Source organism: Oligella sp. HMSC09E12 (assembly GCF_001808505.1).
Classification (GTDB): Bacteria; Pseudomonadota; Gammaproteobacteria; order Burkholderiales; family Burkholderiaceae_B; genus Oligella; species Oligella urethralis.
The window spans coordinates 1-14721 of record NZ_KV793513.1 but is presented as its reverse complement, the minus strand read 5'-3'; the positions used below and the strand labels follow the sequence as shown (position 1 = coordinate 14721).

Sequence of the window (14721 nt, the reverse complement as noted above, 5' to 3'; positions counted from 1 at the left end):
TAGGAAGTTTGAGGTGTTATTGCAAAGGTCTCAAGTTACACAAAATACCTTACACCCTCATTTATCAACAATTAAGTCAATTAGAAAGTCTACTCAGGGCACATGCTCAATACATTCTTTACTTTTATCGAATACTATTCGGTTACTAAAAAATAATATAAGAAATTAATGCCGCACCAAAGATAAAAATAAACAAACACATAACCCCTGTCATCACGTAACGAAATACCTTTAATGGGCTCTCTGTGACACGACCGATCAATTGAATCTCACTAGGCTTTTCGCGATTAACATAAGCTGGCAAAAGCTGCCCAACGTTGTAAACCTTGACAGGTGTCCTACTATTTGATGTGTTGTGATAAACCTGTCCTCGATACTCATAACGATAACGCGCAGCATAAAATGTTGCTGAATGATCGTGAATTTCTTGGTGACCAACAATCTCTACTTCTATCCTATCCGAAGCAGCAACCTGCTTTCTTTCAAGGTGTACCAAATACAGTACAAAAATAATTGAGACTATCATGAACCAAAAATAAGGTTGTAAATCGGATAGATTTTGCATTTTTTTAAATAATGAATGAGAAAGTTTAGGCTTTTTACCACTCATGAAGTCATTAAACCTAATTTAAGGGCACAATAATAATGCCTTAAACTGACTCGGAACAATTCTCACAGAGAGAGGGCAATTAATCAGATTTGTAGGACCAAGACTAGTCACTCTAGTTGCCGGTGTACCACGAAGAATATGAGTAAAAGCTCCAGTAACATGCTGCTGTCTTGCCATCACAGTCCAAGAAATCAATCCCAAACCTATACCAGGAGTATCTCCAAAGGTGATAGGACGACTAGACATTATGTTATGCTGAGGCAACCCCATTAACAAAACATTAAAGCAAATCGGGATTGTTAAAGGCCCCATAGCGATATTTGGATATGGTATGGGCGGAATCGGGGTTTTACATACATCAGGAAAACCTAAGTCCATACCCCCTAATTGACAATTTGCAAACATATAAACTCCTTTAACCTGAAACGATTAACTTAGCATCGGTTTTAAGTAATTCTTTAGCATTAATAACTGTTGTATGCCCATCAATTCGTGCAAGCATTTCAGCAGAATAATTAATATTCATCGCCTGCACTTTATCAACCTCAGCCACAAACTTTTCTGACATGGTATAAGACTCACTGAAGAACTTCGCCAAAGAGGTCATTTTTTGACTCTTCATATCTAGATTAATTGAGTTAATGCGATAGCTTACGGATGTGACTGAATAACTTTCAGTCTCAAAACTCGCTGTTTTAGAATCAAAGTTGAGCTCTGTTGCTTTTAGATTAAACGTCTCAACTTCTATGTCAATAGAAGATTCTGAGGATTCAAGCAAAGCGGTTATATAGGCTCGACTCTCAGAGCCATCTACTAACACTATATCGCCGACATTAACTTGATGGATGCAACTAATCGCTTTTTTAACTGTCAAAACAGAGCCCTCTTCAAGCTCCACGACATAAGTCTGCTCATCAACTTTCTCCTTTAATAGAGCAACACCAGAAACTCTTTTAAAGCCTAAAGTACTATTCTTTTTCTGTAAAAAGCGATTAAGAGGACTTTCTGCCTCTTGCGAAACAGTTCCAATACCATCAGCATCTAACTCACTACTTTTTAACTTAAGATCCATAAATCTGCCTTACTTAATTCCCTATCCTCATCTAGAACACCTAAACTGCTTATCTTAGTATTATTCTTAATAACTCCCTGCATGGAGACTCGATGAAGTACTGTATTTGAAAAATCCGAATCTTCAAATAGTGAGTACGCAAAATCTGACAATGCTATCTTGCTCTTGGCAAAACTGCATTGATGGAATCTAGCCTCTCTGGCGACAAACATTTGCGCTGTTATTTCAGTGAAGTTAGTGCGTATTAACTCGGCATTTGAAAAAGCAGATCCATCCAGCTGCGCCTTAGAAAAGTTATTTAACTCCAACTTTGCTCCAACAAACATGGCTCTGCTCAAGTTTGCGTTTGAAAAATCATTATTTTTTAGCTGACACAAAGCAAAACTACAATCGGATAAATCAGCAGCGATAAATTTGCAGTTGGAAACCTCACTTTCACTAAATTGACTACGCTTTAAGTTAAGGCCGCTAAAGTCCAACCCTTCAAGCACCGACTGATAAGCAACCAAATTTTCAAAAACACTTGAGTCAAACCGAAACCCCTGGAAATCAAAGCCATTTAATAAAATATGCTCAACATTGCTATTAACAAAATTCAAACGTGTGTTTTGATTTAAACCAAAAACCAATCTATTTATCTCAGCGTTTTTAAACTCCAACTCCGCTGACGGTGAACTATTAATCGCAGTCTCTGCCAACGTTACTCCATCAAAAGTGCAATTTTTAAACTCACAATTAATGAAGTTTATTTTTGCAATAGCAGTTACTTCAAACATCACATTGATAAATTTACACCGATGAAATAGTAAATTTTCAAAGTCACAGTTCTGCCATTGAACATGAGAAAAAAACACATTTTCAAATGTACTGTCATTCCAGTTCGACTCTACGAAGCGATTATTTTCAAGCAGGCACTGCTTAAAAGCTGCCCCCTCAACATCAAATCGTTGGTTTTGATAATGCGAAATATTTCTTAATGCAATATCCTCACCGTTTTGTATATCTAAAAGAATAGTTTCCACTTACAAAGCTACTCCTTCTGACAACCTTGGTAAAAAATTTGCTCTTTCAAGTAGGCAATTTTCAAATACAGTCTTTATATCTCGCTGAACTTGAGGCATATCTGCCGAGAAAAAAGAACTTTGGCTAAAAAAACTGTTTTCAAATATCGCTTTTTTAAATAATGACATAGCAAAGTCAGATTTTTTAAATAATGAGCTTTTAAACTCTGCTCTGATAAATAAACCATTTTTTAAAAAAACATCCTCAATTTTTGTCCTATCAAAAGTTGCTGATGAAAAATCGTTATTAGACAAATTAGAGTCCTGTATTTCCAGTTCTTCTAAATAGACTTCTCTAAAGCTTGAATGCTTAATAGAGGAATCGTAAATTTTTGCTTTTAATAAAACTGTACCTTGCTGAATAAAAAACTTTTCTAAATTTACCTTTAAAAGATTTAAATTAATTATTTTCTTTAATGCGATAAAACCCAAAGAGTCAATATCACTATCTTCATAACGGAGTTTACTGGCTCTACCTCTAATCATCCCAGAACGTTTTATTTGACAGCGGTTAAAGAACACATCACTTAAAGCAGAACGTATAAACACCAAACTCTCAATCTTACAATCCTCAATTTTTAACTGATCTAAAAGTAACTTACTATTTACCCAGTTACTAAGAGTTGAAAATAAAAATTGAGAGCCAAGAAATTTAGAATTAAAACACTGCACATCATGGAGCGTACAGTTCTCAAATTTACAATTAACAAAATCCGCTTCATTTAGGATGACCGAGCTAAAATCACAATTTTTGAATTCGCAACTTTTGAATGAAGCTCCGGCTAGATTACTCTTTGTAAACTCAACATAAGTAAAAACACTATTAACCACCTCTAACTGACTTTTCAATGATTGATTGGCATAGCTACTATCGCTTAAGGTAGCGCCCTCGACATAAAAATAGTCACCCTCATCTAATGACTTGTTAAACGCGCAATCAAAGTCACTCTTAATCTTATTGGTGCGACTTGATTTTTTTAGCGATAATTGATCTGCTTGATGGGCTGATGTCTCACTTAATTTTTCTAAGTTTTGTCGATATTGTTCTGCAAACTCTTGTTCCACCTCTTCTGCCATACCCTCAGTATGAATAGTTAGGTTTACAGCCTTTAGTTGAGGCTTAGTCTCTTCATAATACTCATTAAAAAACTCTTTATTCTCTGTACTTGAGCGTTGCTCTACTTTTGCATCAATACCTTTTGTACTTTCTTCTAGCGCCTTTTTTTGCTTTCTTCTTTGCTCTAGAACGGACGGTTGACTCTCTACAAGGGCAATTTGCTTTCTAACAGATGCTTCAAAGTCTAAGGGCTCTGAGGAGCTGCTCTGCTCTTTAAAGAGTTCAGCTAAACGGCTTTTATCTGTGGCTGTTAATTCTTCATCTTTTTTAATGTGCTCTTTCAGCTCTTCTTCAGAAAGATTTAACCTATTTAAAAGCTCTTTTTTTTCTTTATCCAGTTCCTTTTGGCCCCTAGCAAGCTTATTAGTGACTAACTTAGAAACAACTATACTCTCGTGCGTAGCGACTTGTATAAACTCCTTATCCACCACTTGAGAATCAAGCAACGAATATAAACCACCAACCTGCGGTTCAGTCCGAAGCTTATAAATACCTTTATAATAGTCTGTTGTTTTTGGTCTTTCTACATGCTCAATAGCAAAAAATAAATGACTTATATCTTGCGCATCATCCTCAGAAATCGGAATATTACCCTGATAACTTAAAATCGCCATTTCTTCCGAAGGGAAAGCCCAATAAGTCATTAACTTAAGCTCATCCTCCGACAAACTCTCATCTTTATAAAACTGAGAGCCCTGCTGATACTTATAGAAAAACCGTATTTTTAAAGGAGGAATAGAGGTGATTAACTCTTGTTTTTCAGGATGAAGATTAAGAAAACTCAGTTTATCAGCAATATTGAGATGAGATAAACGCTGATCTACAGGGGCAGAATTAAAATAAGACCAATCAATATCACTGGCAAATCCTGGAAATTCCTCACGCCTCCACTTCTCATCATAAGTTCCTAACAACAGATTTCTACCCTCATATTCTATAGGCAGCATAGAAAAACTTTGCGGTAGATATGATTTATTTTTTTGAGTGACCGGGTTATTAGGGCTTTCTATATTTGGTAGCCAAATCGCATTAATACCTTTTTTTTCACTATAGTCCAGACCCTTACCTATGGGATTTTTTGTATCAGCAGCACCACCAAAGGCATTAGCCCATGAAATAGGAATCTGTTCAAAGTCCTCTGCTTTGCTAAAACGACCACCCTCCCATCGCCTATCACCAGTGATCCATAGTTCCTTTTTGACATTAGCTACCTTAAGCTGAACAGCAGTGCGACCATCTATCGCATACTTACCATAACCGTAACCTGAAACCACCACCTCTGGCTGCTTCTTAGGTATACCCATATCAATTAATTCGGCACCAAAGTCCTTAACTGCTACTCGCTCAAATAACTGCCATAGTTCTTGCTCTGTACGAAGACGAAACTGATCCCCCGCTGAAAAATCAACAAGCACAAAGGCCGATACACCTAAATAATCTTTATTAAGATAGCGATAAGGACGGTGTATACAACTTAACCTTATAGGTTTTAAAATGCGCATATTAGGTTCTTTTTAAAAAAGCAAAAATCTACCATCTCATAAAAAAACCGACAACATCTGTCTGCAAGCCCATGAGCCTATTATTCATTGCAGCCGTCTTTAATTCCTCAGCCTTTGCATCAAATTTAAGGATACCCATATCAAACTTAGATAAATACTGAGTAGAAGTCGTACCTATAACCGTCTTACTTTCTGCACCAACCACGGATACACTCGCCCCCGTAGCCGACAAATTAAAGACCGTCAAGCCATTCTTAAAACCATGTTTATCCCACCAGCTGGCACCAACATGACTGAATTTAGGTGCTTCTACAGTTACCACTGAAGGTGAGCTCATAAAAATTTCACCTTCAGTAGTAATACTAATGTCTCCAGTTGCTATTACATCCCAGGTGCTCTCCATTGTTTCCCTAACACTACCAACATGATTGTGAACTGTATTACCATCTATTTTCTTAAAATAAAGTCCTTCATGTTTATAACTTGTATAGCCAGTAACTGTTAAATTATGCATTCCATCAATCTTATCTGTGGTACTAGCATTAATCGTTCTAGTAGTAATACCATCAATGGTCTCATCATAGGTACTTTTATAGTGCTCAGTCACAGCATCTGTCACTGTCTCTGTACGCGTACCAGTCACTGAAATCGTATCATTACCGGTAATCGTTTCTGTATGATCTCCTGTAATTTCAGTTGTCTGATTACCACCTACAATAAACGTATCATCAGACGTCACTTCAGTATCTTGGGTACCGGTAATCGTCTGCACGCGACTGGCCGTGTAATTGCCTGTTTCCAAACCATTAATCGTGGTCGTACGTGTACTGTGAACAGTGCGCTCTTCTGTATTATCAACCGTCGTCTTAAGATTATTTTTAATGTGTTCTGTTCGATTATTACCAACGGTAATGTCCAGATTATTTAACACATTCACAATCATGTCGTACTGAGCACGTAAATCAACTAACTCTTGACCTAATTTATCAATAAATAAAATATGATTTTCTGTGCTTGAGTCACCAAATACTGACTGCGTTCTAAAACCACTGATATTGGCTTCTGCAGGCAAATTAACCGGTGGCATATTACTCTCGTTATAGACTCGACCTAAAACAATAGGTCGATCGGGATTACCACCGATAAAGTCCACGACCACCTCATCGCCAATGCGCGGGAGCTGCAAGCCACCAAAGCCGCCACCTGCCCATGGACTGGAAACACGAATCCAGCACGAGCTGTTTTCATCATTTTTGCCTTCACGATCCCAGTGGAACTGCGCCTTAATACGGCCGTATTTATCTGTGTATAATTCTTCACCCGCTGGTCCTACAACTTTGGCGGTTTGCGGGCCAGATGTCTTAGGTTGCTTTGTGATGCGAGGCGCTCTGTACTGTACACTAGATGGGATAGCACTAAAAAGAATTTGGAAATTATCCTTACGCTCTGTGCCGCTAGAATAGCCGGCGACTGACATATTGTAGGTGGTGTTAATGACCAAATACTCTCTATTTTCAGCCGCGCGAGGATGATTACGCAAGCTAAACACATAGCCTGGCGCCACGCCTCGAACGGTCGTTTCAGCCGTCACAATCTCTTGATTTACCTTGAGCTCTTGGATACGGATACGAGCGTATTGATCCCCATGATCAAGATCTTGATAACCACCTTGCCATTCATACATTTCAAGACTGGCATCATCACCAGCTAAAGACTCTGACATCAAGGCATCTAATTTGACTTGCGGTTTACGGAAGTCATAATCCACCACTGAATATTTTGCCGTGGTCATGCCGGCACGATGACGCCAGCTATACACACTCTCACGATCCGAATCAAGATTACCTTGCGTGTCATAGAAGGTGAAAGTGTCGTACGCAGGAAAGGGCTGATGTGTCGCCACATCATCAGTAAGCACGAGAGTATGCTGACCGTTTTGATGAGTGAAGTAATAATAAATACCCTCATGCTCCATCAAACGGCTAACAAAATTAAAATCGGATTCTTGATACTGTACGCAGTACTCCCAATCGCGATAGCTTTCATTTAATTGATATTCAACCGAAAAACCATAGCGAGCAAAGACTTTTTTCAAAATATCTGGCACGTTTTGATTTTGGAAAATCCGATTATCTTGTCCCTGAGTTAAATACCACATGGCCGGACGAACAATCGCACGGTATAAATAATAGCCGGAATTGGTACGCTCACGACCAAGTAATTCAAAATCAGTGACCTTACCATTTAAAAAACGTGGTGCACCAGACGATGTTTCGATCTCAATCGTCAAATCCGTGCCCAGCATTGAACGCACATCAAGCATAAAGGTGCCAGCAGCCAATTCCACTTCAAACTGAAACAGCTCAGATAAAGCCTCTTTACCCGTTAAGCTCAAAAAACCCAACTGCGGACCAAGCGCCGTATGTGCCACGATAGGACGATCGGTTGATGGTAAGTTAAGAAAATCCATGTTTACACCCTTGTGTTGCACCAGCGCTCAAGCGCCATTAAGCCATTGATACTGCTACTTTAATAATGATAGATTACAAAATAGTTACTAAAAAATGACGGTTTGATGACAAACCTATGCTGCAAATTCAGTAAACTAAGCGATCGCCTTGTTTTGCTTGATGTCATAACCAATCACAGACTCAGCGCCGCGACCACCTTTGTCAGTCTGCTCCCAGTATTGCTGCTTAACCTTAGCTGCTTGGAAGGCATAGCTAACCATCATGGCGTCACCATCTTGGTCACCACTGTACTGCACGGATGTGACCAACACATCCTCTAGGGTAATACGTGAGTACTCAACCTGCTCCCCGCCAGCTTTACACACGGACAGCTCAACTTTGCCTAAGTGCTTACCGCTAGCACAGTGCTTTAGTACTGCCGGCGCCGCGCGGTCAATACGGCAAACTACATATAAATCATTAAAACTGGCCTTGCCGGTACCGCCACCGCCGCCGGTAGACATAGAACCCGGTTGCGTCGCGCCCCAAGAAAACGACTGAATATCAGTCCAATCCTTGTGCTGAGCGTCTTTAGACTCACCATTAACACTCTCAATCTTCATATACATATCAACAGCCATTACTCTCTCCTACCTCAACAGTACGAAAACTTTTAAAATATGGGAATTAGAAACTGCAGACAGAATTTATGATGCTTGATATAACGCTCTCCTCAACTTATTGATTATGCTTAAGAGGAAATAAACACTGATTTGCAGTTTATTAAAAAGTTATGTTAGCAAGCAAAAATGACACTATGGTGACCAAATTATGACGAATAGATCGTGAATCGTCATATACATGATCCACTACATTCTCTTATTAATCTGTACCTAAACAACTCTGAAAAGAAGAATGGTAAAACTCACCATTTGTTGTATCTAAGAAGATAATCTGTGTTGGATCCTGCGCAAGGTACAGGATCTTACGTTGTTGGGGCAATGAATTAATTAATTGCTCTATCCCCGCATCCACCGTTGCTGTGAGCTCAATGACTTGAATTTGTGACTGTTGATCGACATACTCTAATGTCACTTGGTAACGCTCCACATCATCCGTGGTATCTATTCGTTTAGCCTTAATTTTTTGTGTAATCGCCGGCAAACCAAAGAACAAGATCGGGTAAAAAGTATGTTGAGTGCGACGGTTATTTGCTTTTGAGAAAATTTTTGTTGACAACTTTTTACCATTCAATACATCTAACGTTGCCATAAATGCCATGGCACATAGCAACCAAGCAAAGACTGGATGTAACGCCCAGGGGTCCAGAAAGTTTAGAGTTAATGGTTTGGCAGCACTTATCAAAAACAACAAAGGCACAATGCCAAACATCGCAGCAATCAATAGGATATAGGCACCTTGTTTTTTACGATTGGTGGTGGGACCTACCTCCTCATCAGCAAAGCAATAACTTGGCTCCTCATCGGCCTGATTAATATAGAGTGGGATGGCACGTTGAGCCCCATCAGCTGTCATTTCTAATAATTGATTGTGAGCCGCAACGTACTCATCGAAGGTTGGCTGCTCGCTCTTCGTCAGTTCATCCAGACGACGCTTAGACGCAGTCAAATGAAACTCATGGCATATCGCAGTTCCGGATAAGTTATTGAATCGTAACGTCAAACGACGATTCAATAAACTACTCTGCTCCCTATAGGCGACGACATGATCCTCAACTACTTCTGCAGCGACTTTTCTGTCCGTCTTTTTTAGTCTTAAAATCGCTTTATTTGGTAAAAAATAATATTTGAAAATTAATATAAAATTGATCAGCCATAGCACCAAACAAACAATCCAGCCCAAGACATTCTCTTGTGGTTCAGTGGTCTGCGGGCGAAGAAGCAATCCTAACAAAAACAAACCGCTAAATGTATAGAGCAAGGAACAGAGAGGATGATCTTTAATTGTAGAAGCTAGCATTTTTTGACTGTATAACTATGAGAGGCTTCAGTATATGTTTGGTTTATTACAAATGCGAGATAGAAAGATTACGCAAGTCTTTGGATAATACAAAAAACATAATTCAAATCTAAGGATCTCTGACAAACAACTACCATTAACATTAGTGGGGTGGACAAAGTCAAGCATTAGTCAATTAATTATTCAAAACACAATTATGATGGTGTCTTTAGTAATTAATTGATTAACTCTTTCCTTTGAGAATACTAGGTATTATAGTACAATGTATTCCAATAATATTTATATGTACACAGTCATTGAATCAAAATCATTTAAAAGTAAGGCTGACACTATCTGGTCTGAGTTAGAAAGACTTGAGTTCATTAGTCATTTATCATTAAATCCATTAGAAGGAGATGTAATTCCTAATGGGAGGGGCTTGAGAAAAATACGATGGTCAGTCGCAGGAAAAGGGAAACGCGGTGGAGTGAGAATAATCTATTACAATATGCTCGATGATGGCAATATACTTTTACTTTATATTTATACTAAAAACACCCAGAGCAATATTGACGATAAACGATTAAACAAACTTAAAGGAAGCATGACATGAGTAATCAAACAAAAGATTGGAATATTGATGATATCGTATCTGCTGTCATTGCAGATGATCCGGACGCTGAAGAGATTCGTCAGAGCTTAACCCAGGCCTTAACAGAAGTTAAAAATGGCCAATATGGGCGCAAAACCAAAGTTTTTGTGTCTCCTGTAGCACAAACTCGGCACAAGCTTGGGTTGTCGCAAAATAAGTTTGCTCAGCAAATTGGTATTTCAGTAAATACGCTTAAATCATGGGAACAAGGTGTACGTAATCCGAGTGGCGCCGCATTAAAATTAATCCAATTACTAGATAAGCGTCCAGAGTTAATTTCTGAGTTGCAAGCATAAGTCTCAATCGCTCGTTGTGTATCAGCATTTGGTGAGTTGAACTCAAAAGGCAAACGACAATTATCAGCCGCACGAGTCAGCAACAAACGCACAGGGTATGCTTGACCACTATTTTTGATAACGTATTCACTTAGCACTTAAGGTCAAACTTCGTAGAAGTGCAACTATACGTACCTAATTGTTTTTTAAAGGTGGCACAAATGGAAGTTATTTCTTTTGAAGATCTTAGCAAAAACTTAGCTGAAATATTAGATAAAGTAAACGAGGACAGAAGCCCTGTTCTTATCACCCGTCAGAATGGTGAGCCTGCTGTACTAATAAGCCTCAAACACTTTAATGCTTTTGAGGAGACGTCCTATTTGTTGTCCAGCCCCAAAAACTCAGAACGATTACGCAAGTCTTTAGATAATGCAAAGAGCTCTAACTCAAATCTAAGGAGCTCGAACTCAAATCTAAGGAGCTCGAACCCAAATCTGAGGAGCTCTGACAAGCATTGCCCCTAAATGATCGGGGCTCAGAATTAAACTGTCGTTGACAAGCACCTTAAAGACAGACTCAATATACGCACTGTCATTAAAAATGCCATGGATTTAAAGTAAGTACACCAGTAGGTTCAAAATCTTTAATGTTGCGAGTGACTACTATCATGCCATGGGTGAGTGCAGTTGCGGCAATGAGCGCACACGTTCTCCACGCCTATCAGGTACGTGCAGCCTAGCGCATTTGCGAGCCACTATTGAATCAATGGATAGGGTTCGGTCAACGAACTCTGACAAAACCTGTGTTTCCAGCCATGAGCGTAACAATGCACCTTGAATGGTATCTTTTCGTTCTATCGATAAGATACCAAGTTCAAGTTCCATAATAGTAATAGCAGAAATGAATAGATCGTCAGCATGGGCAGCTTCTGCCCATGCTGTAAAGTTAGGAACTGCTTTGATAGTGCGGACTTTACGTAATTCAGATACGACATTAGTGTCAAGAATGAACATTAGGAAAGATCGGCTTTTTTTGGTTCAAAATTAATTTTTGGTGGGTTAAATTCAATATCAGCAACTTCTGGCATAGATAGATAATCGGCAATATTTCGATGAGGCCTTGTTAGACGTTTGTACTCTTCAATACTCAATAAAACAAGGGCTGGCTCACCGTGCTCCGTAATGAAAACAGGACCCTTTTGACTTGCTTTTTTAGCGTAGCCAATATCTTTATCGAGTTCTTGGGATGAGAGGGTTGTAATACTCATAGCGACACCTCCTAATTGAAAGGGTTACAAAGTATATTACTACAACAATAATAAGCTGTTTATTAAGCGGATGGGCGACAATGTCGGAGCGTTCGATGAACAATCACACCATAAACACTTTACGGGATACCGACACCATCGATACCCCGTAAATTTATTCATAAAGCAGTACTTACTACTTACCTGAACCTTACTGCGCTTGACCTCTCAGTGCCGCTAAAATTCCAGCAGAATGTTGTTGGCTTTGCGTTGGCATTAACAAACGGCCATCCTGAATGGGTTGTCTAATTTGCGATATGCTAACAACCTGCCCTCTTACACCAAGAAGCATGAAGTGTCCTTGGGCTTGGGAGCTAAGTGTAGCCAGTTTTTGACGGCCTTGCTCGTTCAGCTCAAGTAACAAATAGCTATTGCCATTATCGGCAGTTACCGGTCTAACACCTTGGAAATCACTCTGAGCTAAAACAGCTTGCGGTAAAGCGTATAAACTACCCTGACCAACAGTCACCGGGACTAGGCCCGCAGCAGCCTGCTGTTGCGCTAGATGAACAGTAATCGCAGATTGCTGTGCCTGTTGTTGAGTTTGTGAGGCTTGCTGACTGGTAGACGTAGTAGTCTGACAAGCGGTTAAAAGGCCACTCATGGCGGCTACTAATATTATTTTTTTATACATTTTTGTCTCTTTTTAATAAAAATAAAACCACAAGACGCCCATAACCATACTCCAACCATGAACGTCTTGCTTTGAACTAACTAATTATTAAAACCAAAAAACTAACGGTTAAGCTCAATCTCAACGCGACGGTTTGGCTGTAAGCAAGCGATTAACTGATTGCCTAAACCATCACACATCACGACGGGATTGCTTTTACCGTAGCCTTGAGCAGATACTTTATGGCTAGGTACACCTAGGTTGACTAAGTAGTTTCGAACACTGTTTGCTCTGTCTTGTGACAGGCGTAGGTTGTAAGAATCGGAGCCTAAGCGGTCGGTAAAACCGGCCACGGCAATTGAATCGTACTGACCTACACGGTCTAAGCCTGCAGCAAACTCTTGAAGTTTACGCTGACCTTCAGGACGTAAATTAGAGCTGTCAAAGGCAAAAAGCGCATCGGCGTCGATGGTAAAGCGCTGAGGCTCACCGCCCGGAGGGCAAGTCGCGTTGACTGGATCAACCGCATTCCAGTAGAAATTACGCGTTAGGCTATCAGAGTCATACAGTACTTTAAACTGACATGTCGTCACGCCATTGGCGCCCTGCCCTGGCGTATGGAAATGGAATAAATAATCCCATTCGCGCACGCCTACAAAGCCTTCACCAAAGTGAGGACGACCAAGTAAGTAGTAAAGCTGATCCTTAGTCATACCTGCTTTCACTTCTTGAAGCTTACTAAGATCAGGGAAGGTACCCATCTTTTTATTCATCCCGACACGCTCAACCTTCGGCCATACCGGCTGATCAGTTGTACCGTCGGAACTCACTTTACTGATGTTGCCACACGCTGATAAAACTAGAGCAGAAAGACCAGCGATAAATAGCGATTTATAGTTAAAACTCATGTTATTACCTCTTTTTTACTCCCTACTGCCAAGCAGCAAGGAGTAAAGATTAATTTAAATAGTAATTTACCACTGATAACCGGCACCAATCGTACCACCCCGGCACCACCACGGCCAGATGTGTTAGCGCTACCCTTAAGTATCCATTTACCGTTTTCACTTACGGTAGAGACACCGATTGCCATACCTGACTCACCGCGCCATACACCACCAGCAACCGCTACCATGCTCTTACCAGGTAGGTAAGCCTGAGGTAAACCTGCTGTTGCCATGGCCGCCGCAATACCTGCATTGCTACGATTCTCTAAACGTTTCATATCATGACGTACACCGCTAATCTGGTTCTGTAAGTTATTACCGACGCCCATTAACTGGTCTACGTTGACTGCATCCGTACCTTCAACACCCGGTCCAACGTTAGTAATACGATTACCACCCATGTTAATACCGTCTTGGTTGATAATCGGACCGCCGCCACCGATAGCGATGCTGTTAGCGTTAATAGAAGTAGCGTTCACTGTGGTAGCATTAACAGTTGTTGTAGACACAGTCTCAGCAGTCACACTGTTAACCTGTAAATCAGGGTTTAAGCCAATCGTAATATCAGTATCACCCGAACCACTGACTGGTACTTTATCAATTAAGATATTGCTACCAGCAACAAAGGTGACTGTATCGCCATAGTGAATACTACTAGACGTACCACCAGAGCCAGTTCCGCCTGTTGCTGTACCTGATCCTGTACCGGTAGAAGTACCTGGACCCGTACCTGAACTAACGTCTGTATTCCAATGAATATCAGCAAACGCAGCACTTAAGTCAGCGTATTCGTTACCATTAACTTGGATAACATTCAGACCATCAGCATTTTGAGTTAAGTTCAACATATTACCCATATCTTGCAGCTGACCTTGTGTCGCTGCTTGACCTGCCGCTTCACCCGTATAACTACCAGCTACGAAGGAAGTATTTGTTAAACCACCAATAGTGCCTGCTGAACCATCGATAATGATGTTATTTGTCGCATCACCAATCTGGACAAAGCCAGGGTTGATAATGGTCGTTCCTAAGTCACCAGTTACCGTTAAACCAGTACTGTCTAAGAAACTACGATTTGCATCATCACCGATATTCAATGAGCCTGTTTCGCCAAGATTGATATCTGTAATGACCCAGCACTTTCTGCTCACATTATG

15 protein-coding genes and 1 pseudogene are annotated in these 14721 nt (G+C 40.1%); 3 read left to right on the top strand and 13 right to left on the bottom strand.

Annotated elements, in window-relative coordinates:
• Positions 1-145 precede the first annotated feature (145 nt).
• From HMPREF3179_RS00075 to HMPREF3179_RS00040, 8 genes are all read right to left on the bottom strand, one after another.
• Positions 146-610 (bottom strand): DUF3592 domain-containing protein, encoded by a 465-nt coding sequence (locus HMPREF3179_RS00075; RefSeq protein WP_018027369.1) that lies wholly within the window; start codon positions 608-610, stop codon positions 146-148.
• 18 nt (positions 611-628) lie between these two features.
• Positions 629-1015: a PAAR-like domain-containing protein gene (locus HMPREF3179_RS00070; protein ID WP_018027370.1), complete on the bottom strand. Its 387-nt coding sequence runs from the start codon at positions 1013-1015 to the stop codon at positions 629-631.
• A 10-nt stretch (positions 1016-1025) separates the two neighbouring features.
• Positions 1026-1682: a DUF3540 domain-containing protein gene (locus tag HMPREF3179_RS00065; RefSeq protein ID WP_018027371.1), complete on the bottom strand. Its 657-nt coding sequence runs from the start codon at positions 1680-1682 to the stop codon at positions 1026-1028.
• Positions 1667-2704 (bottom strand): pentapeptide repeat-containing protein, encoded by a 1038-nt coding sequence (locus tag HMPREF3179_RS00060; RefSeq protein ID WP_018027372.1) that lies wholly within the window; start codon positions 2702-2704, stop codon positions 1667-1669. Before HMPREF3179_RS00060 ends, HMPREF3179_RS00065 begins: the two co-directional genes overlap by 16 nt.
• Entirely contained in the window at positions 2705-5362 is a 2658-nt protein-coding gene (locus tag HMPREF3179_RS00055) for a DUF2169 domain-containing protein (protein WP_018027373.1), read from the bottom strand.
• Between the two features lie 28 nt (positions 5363-5390).
• Entirely contained in the window at positions 5391-7832 is a 2442-nt protein-coding gene (locus HMPREF3179_RS00050) for a type VI secretion system Vgr family protein (protein WP_048766965.1), read from the bottom strand.
• A 135-nt stretch (positions 7833-7967) separates the two neighbouring features.
• Positions 7968-8453 carry an Hcp family type VI secretion system effector gene (locus HMPREF3179_RS00045; protein ID WP_036560342.1) on the bottom strand — a complete coding sequence of 162 codons (486 nt, stop codon included), beginning with the start codon at positions 8451-8453 and terminating at the stop codon, positions 7968-7970.
• A 241-nt stretch (positions 8454-8694) separates the two neighbouring features.
• Complete coding sequence (locus tag HMPREF3179_RS00040) at positions 8695-9792, bottom strand: hypothetical protein (protein WP_036560345.1); 1098 nt, start codon at positions 9790-9792, stop codon at positions 8695-8697.
• A 262-nt stretch (positions 9793-10054) separates the two neighbouring features.
• On the opposite strand from HMPREF3179_RS00040, the gene HMPREF3179_RS00035 reads away from it, so the two are divergent.
• The 3 genes from HMPREF3179_RS00035 to HMPREF3179_RS12565 all read left to right on the top strand — a co-directional run bounded on the left by HMPREF3179_RS00035 (position 10055) and on the right by HMPREF3179_RS12565 (position 11222).
• The gene (locus HMPREF3179_RS00035; protein WP_225792195.1) at positions 10055-10384 is read left to right on the top strand and encodes a type II toxin-antitoxin system RelE/ParE family toxin; all 330 of its coding nucleotides are present in this window, start codon (positions 10055-10057) and stop codon (positions 10382-10384) included.
• The gene (locus HMPREF3179_RS00030; RefSeq protein WP_036560348.1) at positions 10381-10719 is read left to right on the top strand and encodes a helix-turn-helix domain-containing protein; all 339 of its coding nucleotides are present in this window, start codon (positions 10381-10383) and stop codon (positions 10717-10719) included. Before HMPREF3179_RS00035 ends, HMPREF3179_RS00030 begins: the two co-directional genes overlap by 4 nt.
• A gap of 200 nt (positions 10720-10919) precedes the next feature.
• On the top strand, positions 10920-11222 hold the full coding sequence (locus HMPREF3179_RS12565; protein WP_083290652.1) for a type II toxin-antitoxin system Phd/YefM family antitoxin: 303 nt from the start codon (positions 10920-10922) through the stop codon (positions 11220-11222).
• Positions 11223-11292: 70 nt separating this feature from the next.
• Here the strand turns inward: HMPREF3179_RS12565 and HMPREF3179_RS00025 are convergent.
• The 5 genes and pseudogenes from HMPREF3179_RS00025 to HMPREF3179_RS00005 all read right to left on the bottom strand — a co-directional run.
• A pseudogene (locus HMPREF3179_RS00025) lies at positions 11293-11711 on the bottom strand (type II toxin-antitoxin system VapC family toxin).
• Positions 11711-11965 carry a type II toxin-antitoxin system prevent-host-death family antitoxin gene (locus HMPREF3179_RS00020; protein ID WP_048766889.1) on the bottom strand — a complete coding sequence of 85 codons (255 nt, stop codon included), beginning with the start codon at positions 11963-11965 and terminating at the stop codon, positions 11711-11713. Before HMPREF3179_RS00020 ends, HMPREF3179_RS00025 begins: the two are co-directional and overlap by 1 nt.
• A gap of 190 nt (positions 11966-12155) precedes the next feature.
• Positions 12156-12638: a hypothetical protein gene (locus HMPREF3179_RS00015; protein ID WP_053087506.1), complete on the bottom strand. Its 483-nt coding sequence runs from the start codon at positions 12636-12638 to the stop codon at positions 12156-12158.
• A gap of 101 nt (positions 12639-12739) precedes the next feature.
• Positions 12740-13525, bottom strand: a complete 786-nt coding sequence (locus tag HMPREF3179_RS00010) for an OmpA family protein (RefSeq protein WP_048766891.1) — start codon at positions 13523-13525, stop codon at positions 12740-12742.
• Positions 13522-14721: YadA family autotransporter adhesin (locus HMPREF3179_RS00005; RefSeq protein ID WP_246824311.1), on the bottom strand; the 1200-nt coding region annotated here is incomplete at its 5' end. The genes HMPREF3179_RS00010 and HMPREF3179_RS00005, both read right to left, overlap by 4 nt.

What these genes read in the sequence shown, in the direction of transcription:
- HMPREF3179_RS00075 (WP_018027369.1), bottom strand. Translation starts at nt 610, where the DNA reads ATGAGTGGTAAAAAGCCTAAACTTTCTCATTCATTATTTAAAAAAATG.
- HMPREF3179_RS00070 (WP_018027370.1), bottom strand. Translation starts at nt 1,015, where the DNA reads ATGTTTGCAAATTGTCAATTAGGGGGTATGGACTTAGGTTTTCCTGAT.
- HMPREF3179_RS00065 (WP_018027371.1), bottom strand. Translation starts at nt 1,682, where the DNA reads ATGGATCTTAAGTTAAAAAGTAGTGAGTTAGATGCTGATGGTATTGGA.
- HMPREF3179_RS00055 (WP_018027373.1), bottom strand. Translation starts at nt 5,362, where the DNA reads ATGCGCATTTTAAAACCTATAAGGTTAAGTTGTATACACCGTCCTTAT.
- HMPREF3179_RS00050 (WP_048766965.1), bottom strand. Translation starts at nt 7,832, where the DNA reads ATGGATTTTCTTAACTTACCATCAACCGATCGTCCTATCGTGGCACAT.
- HMPREF3179_RS00045 (WP_036560342.1), bottom strand. Translation starts at nt 8,453, where the DNA reads ATGGCTGTTGATATGTATATGAAGATTGAGAGTGTTAATGGTGAGTCT.
- HMPREF3179_RS00040 (WP_036560345.1), bottom strand. Translation starts at nt 9,792, where the DNA reads ATGCTAGCTTCTACAATTAAAGATCATCCTCTCTGTTCCTTGCTCTAT.
- HMPREF3179_RS00035 (WP_225792195.1), top strand. Translation starts at nt 10,055, where the DNA reads ATGTATTCCAATAATATTTATATGTACACAGTCATTGAATCAAAATCA.
- HMPREF3179_RS00030 (WP_036560348.1), top strand. Translation starts at nt 10,381, where the DNA reads ATGAGTAATCAAACAAAAGATTGGAATATTGATGATATCGTATCTGCT.
- HMPREF3179_RS12565 (WP_083290652.1), top strand. Translation starts at nt 10,920, where the DNA reads ATGGAAGTTATTTCTTTTGAAGATCTTAGCAAAAACTTAGCTGAAATA.
- HMPREF3179_RS00020 (WP_048766889.1), bottom strand. Translation starts at nt 11,965, where the DNA reads ATGAGTATTACAACCCTCTCATCCCAAGAACTCGATAAAGATATTGGC.
- HMPREF3179_RS00015 (WP_053087506.1), bottom strand. Translation starts at nt 12,638, where the DNA reads ATGTATAAAAAAATAATATTAGTAGCCGCCATGAGTGGCCTTTTAACC.
- HMPREF3179_RS00010 (WP_048766891.1), bottom strand. Translation starts at nt 13,525, where the DNA reads ATGAGTTTTAACTATAAATCGCTATTTATCGCTGGTCTTTCTGCTCTA.